The sequence below is a fragment of the Sorangium sp. So ce176 genome, from assembly GCF_051519835.1.
In the GTDB taxonomy this organism is placed as follows: Bacteria; Myxococcota_A; Polyangia; order Polyangiales; family Polyangiaceae; genus Sorangium; species Sorangium cellulosum_G.
The window spans coordinates 2,308,782-2,327,347 of sequence record NZ_CP150371.1 but is presented as its reverse complement, the minus strand read 5'-3'; the positions used below and the strand labels follow the sequence as shown (position 1 = coordinate 2,327,347).

The 18,566-nt window shown below is 72.7% G+C and carries 15 protein-coding genes; 3 read left to right on the top strand and 12 right to left on the bottom strand.

All coding sequences use genetic code 11. From position 1 onward, the window contains the following. Nucleotides 1-2 precede the first annotated feature (2 nt). Entirely contained in the window at nucleotides 3-1,412 is a 1,410-nt protein-coding gene (locus WMF42_RS08970) for a DUF692 domain-containing protein (protein ID WP_437691450.1), read from the bottom strand. 321 nt (nucleotides 1,413-1,733) lie between these two features. Here WMF42_RS08970 and WMF42_RS08965 point away from each other — a divergent pair, with 321 nt between their 5' ends. Further along, a complete protein-coding gene (locus WMF42_RS08965) occupies nucleotides 1,734-2,951 on the top strand; it encodes a glycosyltransferase (protein WP_437691448.1) in 1,218 nt (405 codons plus the stop codon). Between the two features lie 28 nt (nucleotides 2,952-2,979). On the opposite strand, the gene WMF42_RS08960 is transcribed toward WMF42_RS08965, so the two are convergent. From WMF42_RS08960 to WMF42_RS08920, 9 genes are all read right to left on the bottom strand, one after another. After that, nucleotides 2,980-3,693 carry a sugar phosphate nucleotidyltransferase gene (locus tag WMF42_RS08960; protein ID WP_437691446.1) on the bottom strand — a complete coding sequence of 238 codons (714 nt, stop codon included), beginning with the start codon at nucleotides 3,691-3,693 and terminating at the stop codon, nucleotides 2,980-2,982. Between the two features lie 11 nt (nucleotides 3,694-3,704). Further along, nucleotides 3,705-5,297: a YcaO-like family protein gene (locus WMF42_RS08955; protein WP_437691444.1), complete on the bottom strand. Its 1,593-nt coding sequence runs from the start codon at nucleotides 5,295-5,297 to the stop codon at nucleotides 3,705-3,707. Between the two features lie 3 nt (nucleotides 5,298-5,300). Next, nucleotides 5,301-7,391 carry a S8 family peptidase gene (locus WMF42_RS08950; protein WP_437691442.1) on the bottom strand — a complete coding sequence of 697 codons (2,091 nt, stop codon included), beginning with the start codon at nucleotides 7,389-7,391 and terminating at the stop codon, nucleotides 5,301-5,303. Further along, a complete protein-coding gene (locus tag WMF42_RS08945) occupies nucleotides 7,369-8,922 on the bottom strand; it encodes a radical SAM protein (RefSeq protein WP_437691440.1) in 1,554 nt (517 codons plus the stop codon). The genes WMF42_RS08950 and WMF42_RS08945 overlap by 23 nt, the downstream gene beginning before the upstream one ends. Nucleotides 8,923-8,932: 10 nt before the next feature. After that, a complete protein-coding gene (locus WMF42_RS08940; protein WP_437691438.1) occupies nucleotides 8,933-10,759 on the bottom strand; it encodes a RiPP maturation radical SAM C-methyltransferase in 1,827 nt (608 codons plus the stop codon). 189 nt (nucleotides 10,760-10,948) lie between these two features. Then, a complete protein-coding gene (locus tag WMF42_RS08935) occupies nucleotides 10,949-11,254 on the bottom strand; it encodes a hypothetical protein (protein ID WP_061609302.1) in 306 nt (101 codons plus the stop codon). Between the two features lie 582 nt (nucleotides 11,255-11,836). Continuing rightward, nucleotides 11,837-12,760 carry a Rieske 2Fe-2S domain-containing protein gene (locus WMF42_RS08930; protein WP_061609301.1) on the bottom strand — a complete coding sequence of 308 codons (924 nt, stop codon included), beginning with the start codon at nucleotides 12,758-12,760 and terminating at the stop codon, nucleotides 11,837-11,839. Nucleotides 12,761-13,282: 522 nt separating this feature from the next. Next, on the bottom strand, nucleotides 13,283-14,311 hold the full coding sequence (locus WMF42_RS08925; RefSeq protein WP_437691435.1) for a GH12 family glycosyl hydrolase domain-containing protein: 1,029 nt from the start codon (nucleotides 14,309-14,311) through the stop codon (nucleotides 13,283-13,285). 311 nt (nucleotides 14,312-14,622) lie between these two features. Then, nucleotides 14,623-15,513, bottom strand: coding sequence for an endo-1,4-beta-xylanase (locus WMF42_RS08920; protein ID WP_437691433.1), 891 nt, complete (start codon nucleotides 15,511-15,513; stop codon nucleotides 14,623-14,625). Between WMF42_RS08920 and WMF42_RS08915 the strand changes: the two genes are divergently transcribed. Both WMF42_RS08915 and WMF42_RS08910 read left to right on the top strand, forming a co-directional pair. Continuing rightward, the gene (locus tag WMF42_RS08915; protein WP_437691431.1) at nucleotides 15,506-15,847 is read left to right on the top strand and encodes a hypothetical protein; all 342 of its coding nucleotides are present in this window, start codon (nucleotides 15,506-15,508) and stop codon (nucleotides 15,845-15,847) included. The genes WMF42_RS08920 and WMF42_RS08915 overlap by 8 nt on opposite strands. Before the next feature lie 49 nt (nucleotides 15,848-15,896). Further along, entirely contained in the window at nucleotides 15,897-16,397 is a 501-nt protein-coding gene (locus WMF42_RS08910) for a hypothetical protein (RefSeq protein WP_437691430.1), read from the top strand. Between the two features lie 36 nt (nucleotides 16,398-16,433). Here the strand turns inward: WMF42_RS08910 and WMF42_RS08905 are convergent, their stop codons facing one another. Both WMF42_RS08905 and WMF42_RS08900 read right to left on the bottom strand, forming a co-directional pair. Further along, nucleotides 16,434-17,093 (bottom strand): aspartate/glutamate racemase family protein, encoded by a 660-nt coding sequence (locus tag WMF42_RS08905; protein WP_437691428.1) that lies wholly within the window; start codon nucleotides 17,091-17,093, stop codon nucleotides 16,434-16,436. Nucleotides 17,094-17,122: 29 nt separating this feature from the next. After that, the gene (locus tag WMF42_RS08900; protein WP_437691426.1) at nucleotides 17,123-18,544 is read right to left on the bottom strand and encodes an AAA family ATPase; all 1,422 of its coding nucleotides are present in this window, start codon (nucleotides 18,542-18,544) and stop codon (nucleotides 17,123-17,125) included. Nucleotides 18,545-18,566: the final 22 nt, after the last annotated feature.

The window sequence follows — 18,566 nt, the reverse complement described above, 5'->3', positions numbered from 1 at the left end:
CGCTACCCTCGCGACCCGAAGAGCCGGACGTCGGCGCTCGAGCCAATCCCCTTGATCGCCCAGATTACCCGACCTCCGGGGAGGCGTTCTCGCCGAATGAACGGCAGGAGCCGGGGCCGCACGCTCCCGTCGCCCGCGGGCCCGACGAAGCGGGCGCGGAGGAGCAGGCGATCCACGGCCGCCTCGGGCGCGAGCCGCGCGTCGGCCCCGGCGGCGGCGGCGATCCGGAGCGCGTCGGCCACCGCGGCGAGGCGCGGGGCCCGCGGCGACGCCTCGAGGCACCGGGCCGCGAGGCGCGCGGCGGCCTCGCGGTGCGACGCGAGCCGCGGCAGCAGCGGAAGCGCGTCGTCCACGCGCTTGCGCTGCAGGATCCCGCGCGAGCGTGCGACCTCCGCGGCGTCGAACGGCCGCACGCCGTCCGCCGATGGAGCCAGCGGCGCGGTGAGCAGCTCGGCCACGTGCGCCTGCGCCGCAGCGAGCGCCGGGGCCCCGGCGGGCGGATCCGGATCGGGGGTGGAAATTTGCAATGCCGCTGTGTGACCGGCCGTCGGCGGGGGGCGGGGCGGCGCGGACCGGACGAGGTCGCGGAGGGTCGCGATCTCGGCCGCGAGCGCCGCGAACGGGGGGAAGTCGCCGTCGCGCTCGAGGAGGATCGGGACCGGCCCGGTGCGCTCGAGGACCGCGGCGAGGAGCGCGAAGACCGGCTCGGGGACGGGGTGGGCGTGCGTGTCGAAGTAGAAGCCGTGCTCGCGGGCGCCGCCGGCGATGTGGATCATCGCGACGCGATCGAGCGGGTAGGAGCGGACGAGCGCGGTGGGATCGATGCCGTCGTTGACGGCGTTCGCGTAGACGTTGCCGACGTCGAGGAGGAGGTCGCAGCCGGTGCGGGCGACGACCTCGGCGTAGAAGCGCCCCTCGTCGAGGTCGTCGTCGGGGAAGCGCAGCGTGCGCGCGGCGTTCTCGAGCAGCAGCGGGATGTCCGGGAGCGCCCGCCGGGCCGCGGCGACGTTCCGCGCGACGACGCGGGCCGCCTCGACCGTGTACGGCAGCGCGGTGAGGTGGCCGATCTCCCGGCCGCCGCCGCGCACGAAGGCGACGTGCTCGCTCACGACGGGGGCGGCGAGCTCCCGGCAGAGCGCCCCGAGGCGGCGGGCGCGATCGAGGTCGATGCCCGAGGCGCTGCCGAGCGAGAGCTTCACGCCGTGGGGCACCACCGGCCAGATGCGGGCGATCGCGGCCGCCTCGCGCCGCGCGGCAGGGCTCGCGAAGCAGGCCTCGGCCACGACCTCGACGAAGTCGACGGCGCCCGGCGCGGACAGCAGATCGGCGGCGAGCTCGGGGCGGAATCCTACGCCGACGCCGCCGACGCCGCCGATGCCGGAGAGCGATGCGCTGGGGAGGCGAGCAAGCACGCGGGGACCTCGCTCAGTTTGCCTCAACGCTGGGGTTCGCGACAGGGGGCGAGCGGCTCGCGCCCGCGGGAGACCGCGGGGAGAGGCAGCGGATTGCGCTGCCAGGACGCCATGGGGAGGAGCTCACCTCATCGGCCAGATGCGGAGATCGCGAGTCGCGCATCGCAATGAAGAGCGAGACGACGTTGCAATCGAAAAGCGATCGATCCAGACGCCATCACCTCGCCATTCACGGCGGCTCGCGCGGCGCGGACACACTATGTCCGCGCAGCCGACTTCGGCATTGCGCGCCTCCGCGCCGCGCGCGAGGCTCGGCGCCGAATGAAGATCCTCGCCATTGCGCTCGCGCGTCATAGCCAGTTCTCCGGCATCTTCGATGTGCTCCGCCGTAAACACGAGATCACCCTCGTCGCGCCGGACGGCACCGGCGAGGCGCCCGGGCTCCGCTCGATCCCCTTCACGCCGGCCCGCGTCACCTCGGGCAGCCGGTCCGAGCGCGCTGTCGGCTCCTTCCTGGGCACGGCGCGGGCGGTCGCGAGCGCGATCGAGCCGCTCCGGGGCGAGCGCTTCGACGTTGTGTTCGGACAGGTGAGCTTCGGCTGCACGCACGAGATCCGGCGCGTCCTCGGCGCGCCCGTCGTCTCCCATGTCGAGCTGCCCGGCCGGGAGATGGCCACGGCGCGCCCGGAGTTCCCGCCCTCGCGCGAGGACATCGAGGCCGGCGAGGCGCACCGCGCCCTCGTCGACCAGAGCCTGCGCGCTTCCGATCTCATCATCACGCCGTCCCGCCACGCCGCGGGGCTGCTCCCGCGCGACGTCGCGCCGCGCGTGCGGGTCGGCATGGAGGGCTTCCGCGTCGGGCCGCTCAGGGACGCCGCCGAGCGGAGGGCCCTGCGACAGCGGCACGGGCTGCCAGCCGACGCGCCGCTGCTCGGCTATTTCGGGAGGACGCTCGAGGCCATGCGCGGCTTCGACGTCTTCGTCCAGGCGGCGCGCGAGGTCCGCCGCGCGCTGCCCGGGGCGGCGTTCCTCGTCGTCGGCGAGCCGGTCACGCACTACGGCAGCGAGCAGGCCGCGCTCGGCGGGGAGAGCTTCAAGGACTTCGCCCTCCGGACCGCCGGCGTCGCCGAGCACGAGCTGATGTTCCGGAGGATCCAGCCGTTCCCCGTCTACCGCGAGCTCCTCGCCGCCGTGGACGCCGCCGTGTTTCCGATCTTCGAGAGCGCGGGGCACTGGAGCTTCTTCGACAGCCTCGCCGAGGGCACGCCCACCGTCGCGGCGCGCCGGGCCTTCTTCCCCGAGGTCATCAGGGACGGGCATAACGGCCTGCTCTGCGACGTGCGCGACGTCGCGAACTTCGCCGCGCGCAGCGTCGCCCTGCTGACGATCCCGGGGCTGCGGGCGCGGATCGGGCGCGCCGCGTGGGAGACGGCGCGCCGCGACTTCACCGAGGAGCGCGCGGCCGCGCGGTACGAGGCCGTCTTCGAGGAGGCAGCGCGGCTGCCTGCATACGCGCTGACCGCGCGCGCGGCGGGCTGAGCGCCCGCCGCGCAGCGCCGGCGTCACGTCAGGCGCGCAGCGACGCGGACGCGTCGAGCGCGCGCGCGGCGGCGAGATCGGCCGGGGTGTTGATGTTGATGTACCGGCCCTCGAACCGCAGCGCCGAGAAGCGGACGCCCCGGCGCATCGCGAAGCGGAGGGCCTCGGTGATCTCCCGCTCGTTCCGGGACGGGTTGATCGGCGCGAGCGCGAACAGATCGAGGACCTCGGGGGTGAGCAGGTAGAGGCCGAGGCCGCAGGCGCGATTGCCGGGGTCCGGCGGCTTCTCGGCGAGCTCCTCCACGAGCTCGCCGCGCAGCCGGACGCCGTAGTTGCGCCGCACGCTCGCGGCGTCGCCGCCGGACCAGACCGCCAGCGCGGGCGCGGCCGGCCACGGCTCCGCGAGGCGCCCGTCGAGCACCAGGTCGCCGAGGACGACAAGCGCCGGCCCGCGCACGAGGGGCCGCGCGCAGAGCGCCGCGCTGGCGACGCCGTCCGGCGCCGGCTGGCGCACGATCGCCGCCCCGGGGCACCGCGACAGCGCGAAGCGCGCGACGTGCTCGTCGTCGCCCGCGACAACGAAGACAGGGGGCGCGCTCGAGGCGTGGTAAGGCAGGAGCTGGCGCATGAGCCGGCCGACGAGCGGCTCGGCGCCCAGCGCGATCATCGACTTGGGCACCCCGGCCGGCTTGTGCTCGCCGAGCCGCGTGCCCCGCCCGCCGCAGATGAAGACAAGCTGCATGGCGGCTCCATTCACCCGATCGGGTGCGGGGTCGGATCGCCGTCGAGGCGCGGCCTCAGCGCGTCGCAGTCGAGCGGCGCGAGGTCGGGCGTGATCACGCGCGCGACCCGCAGCCCGGCCCGCGCGACGTCCGGCGTCGTGAGGTCGACGAAGCACGCGTCCGAGAGCCGCGCCGCGATCTGCCGCCAGCCAGGCGCCGGCGGGCGAGGTCGCGCGACGGCGTCCGGGCGCAGCCAGCGCTGCCGGCTGGCGATCAGATCCCGCCGGATCGCGTGCGCGCGCGGGTGGTCGCTCAGCGTGCGGGGCGGGTACGCGGGCGGCGGCTCGCCGCGGGCGAGCCACCCCCGCAGCCAGAGGTCGACCACCACCGTCTCGAGCGACGCGGCGCGCGCCGCCTCCTCGAGCGATCGGCGCGCCGCGAGGCCTGTCGCGGCGTACGGCGGCTCGGGCCGCTCGAGGAGCGAGACGACGACCTCGAGGCCGCTCTCGCACGGCAGCCGGCAGAGGTGGAGCCCCTCGATCGGGACGGGGCGCACGTCGACGCGCTCGACAGGCAGGTGGAGGCGCCACGCGCGCATCACGCTGTCGCGCTCGACGCGCTCCTCCAGCGCGTGCTGGATCGCGTCGTCGAGCGTGCGGCCGAGCGCGAGGCCGCAGGTCGTCTGCACGCCGAGCGAGGGCTCGCCCTCCGCGCGGCGGTACGGGAAATAGACGAACGCCGCGGGCACCCAGACGGGCGCGTCGTCCGCGAGCGACGTGGCGCGCGCCCAGCGCAGCGGCGCGTCGGCGTCGAAGGGCTCCCCCGGGGCGAGGCGGCGCGGGTCGAGCCACCGGCCGTCGAGATCGCGCGCGCGCGCCAGCGGGAGATCGTCGGGCGCGAACGCGGGGCAGTAGCGCTCGACGCTCTCCCCGCTCGCCCGGGCGCGGGCCGACGCCATCGTCGTGTCGGCCGCGATCCCGTCGTTGAGCCCCCGGACGCCCAGCTTCCACCCGAGCGGCTCGGTGCAGCACCCGACCGCCAGGGCCGCCACGATCCCCGGGAAACCGCTGGCGATCTCGTCGACCCGCGTCACGACGCCGAGCCGCTCGCCCACGAGCGCGTCGATGCCGCTCGCCTCCACGGGCAGGCGCGCCTCTCGACACAGCGGGCACCCGGGGACCGGGACGAAGTCATGGAGGCGCGTCCCGCCGTCCGGGAGCAGCTCGATCTGGGCTGCGCCGGCCGCGCCGCCGTCGTCACCGTCGAGGCAGCGCCGCACCGCCGCGGCGACGCGCGCCACCAGCGCGTCGGGCGCCTCCTCGACAGGCCGGCACCCCCTCGCCCCGTTCGATCGGCGGCGCGCGGTGAAGCACGCGAGGCAGCCCGACCCGCCGGCGCCCAGCATCGGGCCGACGAGCGCCTGCCCCTCGTCGCCGGCCTCGATCAGGATCCACGGCGACTCCGCGTGGCTGTCGAACGCCCGCAGCGCGGCGAGGTCCTCCCAGTGGCACGCGAGGACGACGGTGGACGACGCCGCGCCGCGCGGCGCGCCCTCCCCGGAGAGCGCGCCCCGGAGCGCCCTCGCGAACGGGGTGTAGCCCAGGATCTGGATCTCTCTCTTCATGGCTCATCCCCCCGCGCTCGACGACGGATGTCCTCCGGCAGGCCCCCGGCCCGTCACGGCGCGCGCCGCGATCTGCGCGTAGGTCTCGTCGGGCAAACCCAGCGTCCCGCGGATCTGCCGGACATCCTCGATAGGGCGGTGCGCGACGAGGATCCTCGCTGTCATGCGCGGGATCCCGAAGCGCGCCGCCAGCTCCTCGGGATCGCTCTCGTTCAGGGCGGCGAGCACGCCATCCCGCTCGGCGCGATCCGGCGCGGGGCGCGGCGCGGCCGGCGTCGCGGGCTGCTGCGGGCGCCCGCCGCGCGCGGCGGCGGCGCGCACGGCGGCGCCGACGTCGATCAGCCCGGCGCCGAGCCCGGGGTCGCGCGCGGGTGTCGCCGAATCCTCCATGATCGCGCGCACCTCGGCGGGAGACAGCGCGGGATCCTGGGACAGGATCAGCGCCGCCACGCCGGCGACGTGCGGCGTCGCGAAGGAGGTCCCGAAATCGGACCGCGCGCCCCCGCCGATCGCCGCGGAGAGGATGTTCTCGGCAGGATCGTGCGAGCCCGAGCCCCCGGGCGCCCCGAAATCGACCTCCTTGCCGTAGAACGAATACCTGCACCGGGCGAGGTCGGGCCCGACGGCGCCCACCGAGATCACCGACGGGTAATCGGACGGGTAATGCGGCTGATCGGCCTGATCGGGCCAGTTGCCCGCGGAGCAGACGACGACGGCGCCGCGCTCGACCGCCGTCGCGATGGCGTCCCGGATCAGGCCGACATCGCCGCTTGTCTTCCAGCTCAGGCTGATCACGAGCCGCTTCCCCGCCGGGACGCGGCTCAGCGCATAGAGGATCGCGTCGCGCCGCCGCGCATAGCTCGCCGTCTCGCCCGAGAGCGGCACCTTGAGCGGCAGCAGCCGGCACCCGCGGCAGACCCCCTGGATCGACTGCGCGCCGCTGCCCACCAGGATGCCGGCGATGAACGTCCCGTGCCCGACCTCGTCGTCGGGGACGAGCACCCCGTCGCCCGCGAAGTTCCAGTCGTCGTCGTCTCCGCGCGGCAGGATCGCGTCCTTCAGCGCCGGGTGCGACGTGTCGACCCCGGAGTCGATCACGGCGACGATCACGTCCGGCGAGCCCTCGCCGTAGCGCCACGCGTCCGGGGCGCGGAGCAGCGCGAGGTTCCAGGCCGCCGCGGGCCCGCCGCTCGCCGGCGCGCCCGCCCCGCCGCCCTCGAGATCGTCGAAGCCGATGAAGTTGGGCTCGGCGAACTTCACCTCGCTCCGGCGGTTCAGGCCCTCGATCGCGCGCGTGAGCCGCGCCGGCTCCCTCTTTCCGTCGACGACGCGCAGGGTGAAAAGCCCCGGGGTGCGGTGGCGCTCCGCGATCTCGAACCCCGCGGCGGCGATGATCTCCGCCTGCCGCGCCTCGGGGACGCCGTCCGCGAACTGCACGGCGCACAGCTCGGGATCCATGTACCGGCGGCTCGCCGACGGATCTCGGAACGCGGGCGTCACCTTCTCCACGTCCGGCGCCCGCCTGAGATCCGCCAGGATCTGCGGCGCCGACTCGGTCTCGGGGACGCGGAAGAGCCGGTGGCTCGCGCGCGGCCCCGAGCGCGCGTCCTCCCGGAGCCCCAGCGCCATGGGGCTCGGCGCGCGCGCGGCGGCCTCGCTCTCCCGGAAGGTCACCACGACCTCGGACGCGTCCGGCGCGAGCGCGACGCGGTTTCCGGTGAGCTTGTCGCGGTAGGCCAGCTCGGGGACGTCGAAGATCGCCGCGACAGCGTCGAGCGCGGCGGCGTCGATCTCCGGCAGGCCGCGCAGCTCGGAGAGGAAATAGAGCGGCCGCGCCGCGAGGATCGCGCGGGCGGCCGCCGCCGGGATCCCCGCCTTGCGCGCGAGCTCCTCCTCGCTCGCGGCGTTGATGTCGAGCTTCGGGATCTCGAGCGCGCGCACGCCCCGCGCCACCCGGAACGGCAGGGCGCGGCGGAGCTCCGCGAGCCCCGGGAACGGGCGCGCCCGCACGAGCGCCTCGACCTCCTCCGGCCTCAGATCGAGCAGCGCGGCGAGCTGCTCCCTGGAAGCCTCATTGACGTGGACCGTTCGCATGGATTGCCTCCTCCTCCAGCACCTGAAACAGCTCGGAGAGACCGCAGCACGAGGGGTCGTGTCCCGGGTCGTGGCGCTCGGCGACGTAGCGCTCGTGCGGGCACCAGCCGCGGCAGTACTTGAAATACCGGCACCCCCGCTGCTGCTCCTGCGCGGCGCGGTTGCCCGCCGCGAGCGCCTGCGCGCGCTGGCCGGCGCGCATCTCGTCGAAGCTCTGGGTGAGCACGTTGCCGAGCGTGTAATCGGGGTCGCCGACGAACTTGTCGCAATGGCCGACGCTGCCGTCGGGCTCTATCGAGAAGAACGCCCCGACGCAGTTGCCGAGCAGCTCGCAATGGCCCGCCACCTCCCCGCGCGCGGCGCGGGCGGCGCTGTCGAGCTCGCGCACGTGGATCCACGGCTCGGGCTGCGCCCTGCGCGCCCGGTCGAGCTCCAGCAGGAAGCGCACGTACGTCGCCCGATCGACCCACGCCACGCCGGGCCGCCCCGCGTCATGGCCATCGCCGTTGCCGGGGCGGGTCGGGAGCACGCCGACCCGGGTGAGCCCCTCTTCCTGCAGGAACCGGACGATCCGCGCCGCGCCCGCGGCGAGCGTCGCGCCGCCGATCACGAGGTAGACGTGCTTGAGCAGGCCGGCGTCGCGCAGCAGGCGCAGGCCGCGGCGCACGTCCGAGAACGTCGACCGGCCGCTCACGTGCAGGCGCGTGCGATCGTGGAGCTCGGGCGGCCCGTCGATGCTGACCCCGACGTGCATTCCATAGCGGAGGAAGAGCTGCACCCAGGCGTCATCCATCGTGGTGGCGTTCGTCTGGATGCGATTGAAGATCTGCTGTCCGGGGCGCTGGAACCAGCGCTCCAGCGCGAGCGTCCTCAGGAAGGCCCTCTGACCGAGCAGCGTCGGCTCCCCGCCGTGCCACACGACCTCGATCGTGCCGTGCTGCCCGGACCCGACGAGCTCCTGGAAGAGCCGGGCCTGCACGGGGAACGTCATGATCTGGTTCGTCTCTGCCCGCCAATCGTGGCAGTACGTGCAGCGCAGGTTGCAGAGCCGGGTGATCTTGACGATCGCGCAGGCATAGCCCGCGTAGCCCATGTCCTGCCCCGGCGCCCAGCGGAGCCGCGTGGGCGCCGCCGGCGCCTGGCTCGGCCGGGCGGCCCTGAGCCACGCCGCCTCGTCGGGGGTGAACAGCGTCTCCAGCGGCCAGGTCGCCAGCGCCTCGACCGGATCGAGGGCGCGCCGGAGCAGGACGTCGAGCGCCGCGCGCCCGGCCTCGTCGAGGCCCTCGGCGGCCGCCCACAGCGCGGCAGCGCGCGCCTCCGAGCCGAGCGCCAGCGCGGCGCTCGCCTGGCTCCGGAGCACGACCGGGCGGCCGGCCACCGCGACGTCCTCGGGCAGCCCGGGCGTCGCCGCCCGCTCCAGGAGGTCGCCAGGGCCCCCGGGCCCGCCCTCCCCCTCGGCGAGGCGCGCGAGCGCGTCGCGGGCGCGGCCGAGCGCCGCGGGCGGCAGCGATTCTTCCACGTGCACGCTCATCGTCGGCTCCTCATCTCCCCGGGCTCGCCGGCAGCGCGAGCGCCAGGAAGCTCCGGCCCTCTCGCATCATCAGCCCCCTCGCGCAGAACTCGGCCAGCGCGGCCTCGACCTCGTCCGGCGGCGCGGCGATCCCGGCCTTCGCCGCGATGCTCTCGGCTGTCAGCGGGCGATCGCTCGCCGCGAGGTACAGCGAGGCCAGCGGCTCCTCGAACGTGTACGTGCCGGCGCGCGCCGGATCGCGCAGGTCCTCGATCTGGAGCAGCTCCGGAGAGGACCAGCAGGTGAGCGACGGCCGCGGCGCCCGCTTCCACGCCTCGATCCAGGCTGTCACCGCCCTCGACAGCCCCTCGTACACGGACGCGCCCAGCGTGTCCTCGAGCTGGTAGTCGAAGAAATAAGCCACCTTGTCGAGCGCGAGGTGCTGCGGATAGACATACGCGTAGCTCTTCTCCGGCCGCACGTACGCGGCGGGGAACGACGCGCGATCCGCGTAGATCGGGCTGAACCGCTCCATCCAGATGGGGCCCGCGCCCCCCGGCGGCTCCAGGTGCGTGAGCTGCGCGATGAGCTCCGCCTGCTCCCGGTAGTCCTCCGCTGTCTCGCCGGGGAAGCCCCAGATCAGGTTCCAGCCGACCCCGATGCCGTAGTACCTGGACCAGCGCATCGTGTTCACGTTCTGGATCCCTGTCACCCCCTTGCGCATCAGCTTGAGCACGTGGCTGCTCAGCGACTCGATCCCCGGCTGGATGCGCCGCACGCCGGCGTCGCCGAGCGTCTTGAGCTGCTCCCGGGTGAGGTTCGACTTCACCTCGTAGAAGAACTCGTAATCGGTCCGCTCCTCGGCGAGGCGGGTGAAGAGCGTCTTCAGGTACGCGTTCGAGACGATGTTGTCGACCGCCTCGAACTGGAAGCTCCTGTGGCGGCGCGCGAGCTCGGCCAGCTCCTTCGCGACGCGCTCGGGCGATTTGGCGCGGAACGCCATGGTCGAGCCGTTCAGCCCGCAGAACGTGCAATGGTGCTTCTCCCCCCACCAGCAGCCCCTGGCGCTCTCGAAGGGGATATCGACGACCCGCCGGCCCGCGCGGGGCAGGAGCCCGAGCGCCTCGGCCCGCTCGAAATACTCGCCGTACTCGGGCACCGGCAGCTCGTCGAGCCGCTCGAACGGCGGGCGCGGCCGCGGGCTCGCCACCTCGCCGCCCCGCCGGCACGCGACGCTCGGCACCCCGGCCGGATCGCGCCCGTCGTGCAGCGCGAGGAGCAGCTCGGGGAAGGCCTGATCGCCCTCGCCGCACACGGCGTAATCGACGCAATCGATCGACCGACAGAGCTCGACCCCCATGTCGCCCTCGAAGTTCGAGCCCCCGAAGATCAGCGTGACGCCCGGGTGGCGCTCCTTGATGCGCCTCGCCAGGGCGAACGAGGCCGTGTTCTGCTGGAACGTCGACGTGAATCCGACCACCCGGAAATCCCCCCAGGCGACCGCGTTGACCAGGTGATCGAGGTAGCGGGGCACCACCTCATGGCGGATCGACCGCAGCCGCTCGGGCGACTCGGGCGAGCCCGCGGGCTGGCCATCGGCGCCGGGCAGGAGGTCCTCGAGGAATCGATCCTCGAGATCGGGCGCCCGGTCGCCGAAGGCCGCCAGGGAGAACAGCCATTCGCCGACCAGGCGCCCTCGATGCCGGCAGAGGTGCTCGTACACGGCCGGGCCTACCTGGACCGCGAAATCCAGGTTCAGGTGGTGGGTCGTCACCGGGAACCCGTGGGACTCCCCGATGGCCTTGAGGAGCCCGATCTGGATGGAAGGCCTCGTCATCGACACGAACGGCATCGTCACGAGCGCGACCCGAAACGACGCGCGCGATCTCCGTGTCTCTGCGTCCAGCCTTGTCACGTCGCCCCGGACCCCCGGTGACCCGGGCCGGACCTCTCCCTGCCCCGGCTCGGCCGCGTCGAGCAGCGATAGACGTCGCCTGTTGCCAGGCGCCGGTTCGCTCGCGAGTTTCCTGGGCGACGAGCTCATGGGCTAGTTAGTCCAGGTGACTGTCGCGCCGCCGACGGAGACCTCCCTTGCGGCGGCCTCGCCCTCGAACTCGTACCTGGCCGCGACGCCCGCCTTGAACGCCGACTTGAAGGCGTCCGACAGCCTGGGCAGGCTCGTCGGGCCGGTCGGCTCCGCCGGCTTCGCCTTCGCCTTCTCCGCGATCGACTGGCCCGCGATGCTGATGATGGCGAGCAGGAGGCCTCGCTCGGTCTCGGTGAGCACCTCCGAGAGCTCATCCAGCTTGGTCGCGAGCTTGTCGATCTCTGCCTGTGTGGGTTTGATGTCCATCTGTTTTCACCTTCCGTGAATGGTTGACCGGGAATCCGGCGGCGCCCTTGCGGCCGCCGCCGGAGCTTGCGGGGCTCCGGCGCGAGCGCGCGTGTCGGCGCGCCCGATGCGCGCGTGCGCGCGTGCGCCGACACGCGCGCTGGCTGCCCGCGGGCGCTTGCCTGGATCGAGCCCCTGAAACCGTTGCTTCCAGGGTGCGGCCCCCAACCGCTCCACCGTCTCTACCGTCGCTCGAAGCGCGGGGCGGTCACGCCAGAAGCGCTCGACGGCCATAGAATGATTTCTGGCTCACGCGCGGTCAAGGCGCCGACAACGAGGTCGGCTCGCCGTCCATGCCGGCGCGCGGGCATATCGGATCAATGGCTCGCTTCATCCATGATGTAGGCCGCGACGGCGGCTCGGGCGCTGAGCCCGCCGCCGCGGCGCGGCAATGCCCGCGAGCGCCGTCGCGCGGACATGACCGCTGCGACGGCTCGTTCCATCTATCGCGGGCTTTCGCGCGGCTCGCCGCGCGCCGCGCGCGCCGAGCTCGCCGCCGCGTCCGTCAGCGTGGCTCGGAGTCGGGCCCTCGCCCCGCGTGGCTCAGAGGAACTGGCTGCTCCACTTGCGGAACGTCATGATGGTCTTTTCGCCGACGCACAGGACGGGCTGAGGGCGATAGATCTTGTTCTCCCAGATCGGGATATCCTCCTCGATCTGCCGGCACACCTCCGCGGCCAGGGCCTGGCCCAGGCGCTGCGCGCCGTCCTTGCGCAGCCAGAACGCGACCCGCACGTCGACGAGCTCGTCGTCCACCGGGGTGACGGTGTTCACGAAGAGGAGCTCGACGATGCCTGTGAAGCGGATCGTCCCGTAGCCCATGCCGTGGCCTTCCCAGGTGATCGTGCCGTCGACCACCTGCCCGCCCGGCCCTCGCTGCTTCACCGCCGACCGGGATCGAATGATATGGCCCTCGACCTCGACCTCCGTGCGAGGCGCCTCCGGCATGCTGTGTACGGTGACGAAATGGGCCGGATCCACGATGTTCTCGAGCGTCTCCTGGACGTGCGTCCGGATCCTCCAGCGCCGGGTCGTGTCCATCGACCACGCCGTCGAGCGCGCCTCGGCGAGCGGCGGTATCTCGAAGGCAGGGGGCTCGCCGCCGATCGCGTGGTGGACAAGGATCGCGCCGTCGAGCTCCCGCGTCTCCCAGGCGCGGACCCTCGCCTTCGGAGGGATCGTGTCCGCGTACGGGATGTGCACGCACGCGCCCTCGCCGGAGATCACCCACCCGTGGAATGGACACCGGATGCCGCCCTGCTCGACGCGGCCTCCGATCCCGAGGTGGGCGCCCAGGTGCGGGCAGTGGGCGTCGAGGACGCGGGCCTCGCCGTCCTGGGTCCGGAAAAGCACCAGATCCCGCCCGAAGCACCGGAGCGGGAGCGGTCCGCCCGTGGACAGCTCGTCCGAGGAGGCGACTTGGAACCAGCCTCTGGGGAACGGCGGAAGCGGGATGCGAGCGCTCACGTGGGTCTCCTCGGCGCAGCGCCTGCCGGGGTCGGCCGGGCGCTCGCCCGGCGCCCGGGGGAGGGGCTACGTCGTGCCGGCGATCGTGCCATGAGCTCACCACTCTACCAGCAGACCGGCGGATGTGGGCGCGCCGAGACACGCCACGGAGCCGCCGCGCGTGCCCCCGCCCACGTCGAGCGCGGCGCGCGACACCCCGGCGGGCGGCCGCGCGCGAGCGGACACCGCCGCGGCCCCCGTCGCCTCGCCACCGTGCCTGGAGCGTCGATCAGGCGGGCTGGGAGAGCTGCTTCGTCCCGTGCACGGATTCGTGGCGGGAGAATCGAGAAGTTGCCGGCTGCGGGCGCGACGGCCACCGCCGCGCGAGGACGCGCTGTCAGGCCATGAAGCTGTCAGGCCGTGAAACGGACGCAGTGGATGGGCGGGACACGGCTGGAGAGCGCCTGCCACGACTCGCCTTGATCCTCGGTGATCCGGAGCGAGCCAGTCGTGGACCCGCAGCTCGGCCCACGTCAGTCCACGTCAGTCCACGTCAACGTAGAAGTCGACGCTCTGCAGGTTCGTGATCGGGCCTTCCCAGATCTCGAAGCCGACGGCGACCGCGTTCACCTGGTCGCCGGGCACGCTGAGGCCGCGCGTCTGCGCGTCACGCACGAAGTCCATCACGTCGAACTCGATCTCGTAGCTGTCGTTCCCTTCGGCGCGCACCCAGTTCACGATCGGCAGGCCGTTCACCATGCCGTTCCAGATGTTCCACGTGCCGGGGACGTTCGCGACAGTCACGCCCTTGTGCGCGGCGTTCGGCTGCCCGGCGGGCTGATAGCTCGGCGGATCGCGCAGCCACACCATGAGGTAGCCCTGGAGCTGCCTGCCGTTGCCCATCCAGATGTCGTACGCGGCGTTGTACTCGCCCTCGTTGCCGTTCTTTGCCCAGCGCCAGCCGGTGCGCAGGCTCGTGATGGAGCCGCTCGGCGCCGGCAGGCCGCAGTCTGGCACCTCCATCACCGAGTAGCGGCCGCAAAAGACGGTCGGGTACGAGGCGGGCTGCCCCATCGAGCCGGCCGCGCCGCTCATGCTCTCCACGGTGAACGACGTGCCTTCCCAGGAGACGGTGTGGCTGTCGAAGCCGGGGCCCCAGCCGTTGGTGATGAGCACGTACGGCGTGCCGTCGCGCGAAACGAGGCCCGTCTCGTACCGCTCGCTCGATCTGCCGGAGCCCTCCATGGTGCCGCTGCCGAGCCCGGAGCCCGGGTTCGCGGCGCCGCCCGTGCCGCTGCTGCTGCTGCTCGCGCCGCCGCCGCCCGTTCCTGACGTGGTGCCGCCGCTGCTGCTCGCGCCGCTGGTGCTGCCACCTGTCGCGCCGGTGCCGCCGGTTGTCGAACCGCCGCTGCTTGTCGCGCCGCCGCCCGTCGAGCCGCTCGCGCCCGGCAGCCCGCCCGATCCCCCCGAGCCGCCGGTGCCATCGTCGTCGGAAGATCCAGAGCAACCGGCGGCGAGGGCCGCCATCAACGTGAGCCGTGCCAGAGACCCGGTCAAGGAAAGCGCATTCATGGGGGGGAACATACACCTGGACTCCGGCGCACGGGGGTGCGCGGTGCCGGTGTGCGCGAGAAAACAGCGCTTGACGTGAACAATTGCAGCAACAGCGATGGTGTCGCCGCTCGGCCCCCGGCGTGAGGCTGGGGCTCTACGATGGATGGCAGCCCCTCGGGAGGCAGGGGCCCAACCCGGGCCCACCCAGGGCAGGTTCCGCAACCGGGGCTTGACGTATCCGGAGCGCTCGAGCTTCAGCCCCCCGGCGCGCCCGAGCTCCCCCGGTCGGGGGAGCTCGCCGCGATCACCGCATCAGCGTGGCGTGAGTCTCAACGTCCCAGGAAGTCCATCAGCCACTGCATGGCCGGCCGCATCCTCTCGTCGGGGTGCTGGATGCCGGTGTTGTCCCTCCAGGTGGTGCCGACGATGTAGCCCCACAAGGTGATGCCCGGGACCGCGGGGTGATTCCAGAACATCGTGAACTGTTCCTCCATCACCCGCTTCTGCTGGTTGTCGTCCGCGATGCCGATGTCGTACTCGGTGATGTACACGGGCTTGCCCAGGGAGGCCATCTTGTCGAGGTAGCCCTTCACCGTGTTGGTGTTGATCTTGTAGGCGTCGTGCGCCTGCGCGCCGAGCGCGTCGACCGGGGCGCCTGCGTCGATGACCGCCTTCGCGATCCTCATGAAGTTGTTGTGGTCGTTCTCGTACTCGATGTTGTTGTAGTCATTGAGGATCAAGACCGCGTTCGGGCAGAACTCGCGAGCCCACTTGAAGGAGTTGACGATCCAGTCCCACCCGCTGGCGCCGTCGCCGCCGATGCCGTTCTTGTAGGAGGGCGTCGTGTGGGGCGGCGGCTCGTTGACGACGTCGATGTACTTCGTCGCGGGGTAGCGCTCGCAGAACGACTTCATCCAGTCGCGCACGGCCGCCTGCTGCTCCGTCCCGGAGAGACGCCCGACCCAGTCGGGTTGCTGGGCGCCCCACACGAAGACGTGGTGCTTGAAGATGATGTTGTTGTCCTGCGCGTACTTGTAGATCCTGTCGAGCGAGGACCAGTTCTTGTTCCCGCGGCTGCTCTCGACGGAGCCCCACTTGCCCTCGTTCTCGGGCGTGATCTGGTCCCAGTACTTCGCGAAGCCGTCGCGCACGGCGCCGCGCGTCGTGATGTTGCCGACGAACTTCCGCGTGGGGTCGGGGGTGCCGGTTCCGGTGGACACGCTGCTCGTGGGGTCCGAACCGCCGCCGCCCTCGTTCGATCCGCCGGTGCTGGCGCTTGTCGTGCTGGCGCTTGTCGTGCTGGCGCTTGTCGAGCCGGCGCCGACCGTGCCGGTGCTGGCGCTCGTGCTGATGCCGGTGCTGGTGCTTGCGCTGGCGCTGGTGCCGGTGCTGCCCGCTCCCCCCGCGCCGCCCTCGCCACCCCCTTCGCCTCCGTCAGCGCAGCCAACGACCGTCGCCATTCCGAGCGCGATCCAAGCCGTGCTGCGAAGCCATCGAGAAGAGCGGTTCTGGTTCATGTTGAAATTCCCCTTCTATGCATGGGTAAGCTGTTGATCTAGCGTCGCTTTTTGCAGAAGGCCGGGTCGCATCGAAGCGGTCTGTCATGATCGCGATCCCGCGCGCGCGCGCGGCGACGTCGCTGCCCACCTGGCCCGTGGCCGACCGGCTCGAATCGACGCCTCTGTCCGGTGCAGGTACCGGATGCTGGCGGAGCCGGTGCGCGCGCGGGCCGCAACAACATTGCGCACCAGCGCCGTTAGGGCGCGACAGCTGCCCTGGCGAGCAAACCGTCGCGCCCGTCGTCGATGACCGAACGAATGGAGTCGGTGCCGAGATCGATCCCGATGACGAGGGTCCCGGTACGCATGACGTCCTTACCAGGATGACTCTGAAGGATGCGGCGACTGTGAACGATCACATTTCCGATGTCAACCCCAAAAGTGCGAGCACCTGCGCCACGGGATTGGCCGCGACAGGTACCTGCGATGACCCCACATTCGCCGGCATACCGCGCTGCGGCAGGGGCTGCGTCACCGTGCCGGGCGCGAAGCCGCCGGGCGCTCCGGACGAGCGCCCGCACGCGGATTTGGCATCGATGATGTGAGCGCTCACATCAAACGCTCGTCACATGACATGAAGGCTACGCCGAAGCGCGGTATGCCCGGATGGCGGCCTCGAGTCCCGGACGTGGGCTGCTGAGGACGGGGACAGGCAGGTCGGGGCACGAGGCGGCGGCGTCAGCCATGGATGCCTGCGCCAGGACGATCGCGTCGGCCGTGGGCGCCGCGTCGCGCAGCCTCGCGGCGATCGCCTGGCGATAGCCCGCGTTGTCGCCGCGCTCGAAGTGCGGCCATGCGTCCTCGATGAGCGCCTCGGTGATCGCGAGGGTCCTCCCGGCCTGGTGGGCCACCTCGAGGAGGAGCTCGCGCGTCGGGGCGATGGTGCTGGCCAGCGTCGCGGCGACGAGGATGCGCCCGCCTGCGGCGACGGCGCGCTCCGCCATCGCGCGATCGACGCGGAGGACCGGATGGCCGGCCGACCGGCCGGCGCGCTCGGCGCACCCGCCGATCGTCGAGCAGGTGCAGAGGACCACGGCGGAGCCGCCGGCCATGGCGCTCAGGATCGCCTTGTCGATGCGGCGGGCCACCTCGGGGGTGAGGCCCGAGGCGCGGGCGTCGCGCAGGAGGTCCTCGTCCACCACGTGCCTCGTGGGGATCGTCGGGGCCATCTCGGCCAGCAGCCGATCGAAGGTGGCGATGTGCACGGGCGATGTGTGCAAGAAGGTGAGCGTCTTCGTCATGGGCGCGTCGGCGCGCGGCTGGCGCGCGATCACGAGGGGCGGTGGGCCTGCGCGCCGAGGAGGCTCCGGGTGAGCGGCCCCCCGTCGACGAGGAGCTCGTGCAGCGCCTCCTTGAGGTGCTCCTCGCCGACCGCCGTGCCGCGCCCGGCGTCGGCCGCGAACAGCGCCGCCCGCCTCAGGAGCTCGCGGATGAACGCCGCGCTCACGCCCTCGGTCCGCGCGATGAGCGGCGCGAGGTCGTCGCCCCGGAGCGAGAGGCCGCGCCCGTAGAGCGCGAGCAGTTGCCGCCGGCAGTCGGCGTCCGGCAGCGGGATCTCCACGGCGAGATCGATGCGCCCCGGCCGCGTCGCCAGCGCCGGCTCCAGGGCCTGCGGGCGGTTGGTGGTCAAGAGGAAGATCACGTCGGTGTCCTCCGCGAGGCCGTCCATCTGATTGAGGAGATCGAAGAGCAGCGGGGAGCGGCAGCTCGCGTCCGGGCTCTCGCGGTCCTGGGCGATGATGTCGACGTCCTCGAGCACCACGAGCGAGGGCTGGAGCGACCGCGCCATCGCGCACGCCTCCTTGAGGAGCTTCACCCCGAGCCCGGTGAGGAGCAGGGTTGTACGGTCCCGCATCTGGCTCGCCAGGTACATCGCTGTCAGGGTCTTGCCGGTGCCCGGGGGCCCGTAGAGGAGCAGCCCGCGCTTCAGGTGTCGCCCCGAGGCGAGCAGGGACTCCCTGTGCCTGGAGAAGCCGATGGTCGACCGCTCGAGCCGCGCGAGCAGCGCCTGGGGCAGGATGAGCGCGTCGCGCGCGATCTGCGGGAGGCTGTGGAGCTCGATCTTTGTCGCGGCCGGGAAGACGTCGGTGGCCTCGCTCAGGATGACGACGCGGCTGCGGTAGACGTTGAGCCGGCGCATCAGGACGCGGAGCTCGGCGAGGAGGCGCTGGGCGCGCTCGTTGTCCCTCGCCATCACCTCGACGGTGAGCTGGCTGCGCCGGAACCCACCGTCGCTGGGGCCGCGCACCAGCAGCGCGAAGCGGTCGTCCCCGCGGCCGAGGAGGTAGAGGCCGCTGGCGACGCAGGCGATGACGCGCTCCTCGTCGAGGCGGACGTTGCGGTACTGCACGGGCCCCTGCGAGGGCGGCGCTCCGCCGACCCCGGGCATCGCCGGGGGCGGCGAGAGGAGATCGGGGAGGCTCACCCCGCGGAACATGTCGCCGCCGGAGACCCCGAGCAGCTCGGAGGTGAACCCGCCGTCACGGAGGTGCGTCTCGATCGCGAGCTGGAAGTTCGGGTGCTCCGAGGGCGGGAACTCCTCGGCGACGACAGGGAGGGCGCGGGCGTCGGCGCCGAAGTGTGCGCCGAGCCGGCCGAGGAAGAACGGTTCCTGCGCGGCATGGACAGCCGCCATCGCGCCCATCAGATCTGTGAAAGAAGGGGTGGGGTTCTGGGCCTTGTCGTTGTCCATGGTCTTGTCTCCAGCGTGCGGT

Excerpts from the sequence above, each read along its gene's own strand:
- WMF42_RS08945 (WP_437691440.1), bottom strand. The coding sequence starts at position 8,922 with ATGAGCGTGCACGTGGAAGAATCGCTGCCGCCCGCGGCGCTCGGCCGC.
- WMF42_RS08905 (WP_437691428.1), bottom strand. The coding sequence starts at position 17,093 with ATGACGAAGACGCTCACCTTCTTGCACACATCGCCCGTGCACATCGCC.
- WMF42_RS08925 (WP_437691435.1), bottom strand. The coding sequence starts at position 14,311 with ATGAATGCGCTTTCCTTGACCGGGTCTCTGGCACGGCTCACGTTGATG.
- WMF42_RS08900 (WP_437691426.1), bottom strand. The coding sequence starts at position 18,544 with ATGGACAACGACAAGGCCCAGAACCCCACCCCTTCTTTCACAGATCTG.
- WMF42_RS08960 (WP_437691446.1), bottom strand. The coding sequence starts at position 3,693 with ATGCAGCTTGTCTTCATCTGCGGCGGGCGGGGCACGCGGCTCGGCGAG.
- WMF42_RS08955 (WP_437691444.1), bottom strand. The coding sequence starts at position 5,297 with ATGAAGAGAGAGATCCAGATCCTGGGCTACACCCCGTTCGCGAGGGCG.
- WMF42_RS08950 (WP_437691442.1), bottom strand. The coding sequence starts at position 7,391 with ATGCGAACGGTCCACGTCAATGAGGCTTCCAGGGAGCAGCTCGCCGCG.
- WMF42_RS08935 (WP_061609302.1), bottom strand. The coding sequence starts at position 11,254 with ATGGACATCAAACCCACACAGGCAGAGATCGACAAGCTCGCGACCAAG.
- WMF42_RS08965 (WP_437691448.1), top strand. The coding sequence starts at position 1,734 with ATGAAGATCCTCGCCATTGCGCTCGCGCGTCATAGCCAGTTCTCCGGC.
- WMF42_RS08910 (WP_437691430.1), top strand. The coding sequence starts at position 15,897 with ATGATCGCGATCCCGCGCGCGCGCGCGGCGACGTCGCTGCCCACCTGG.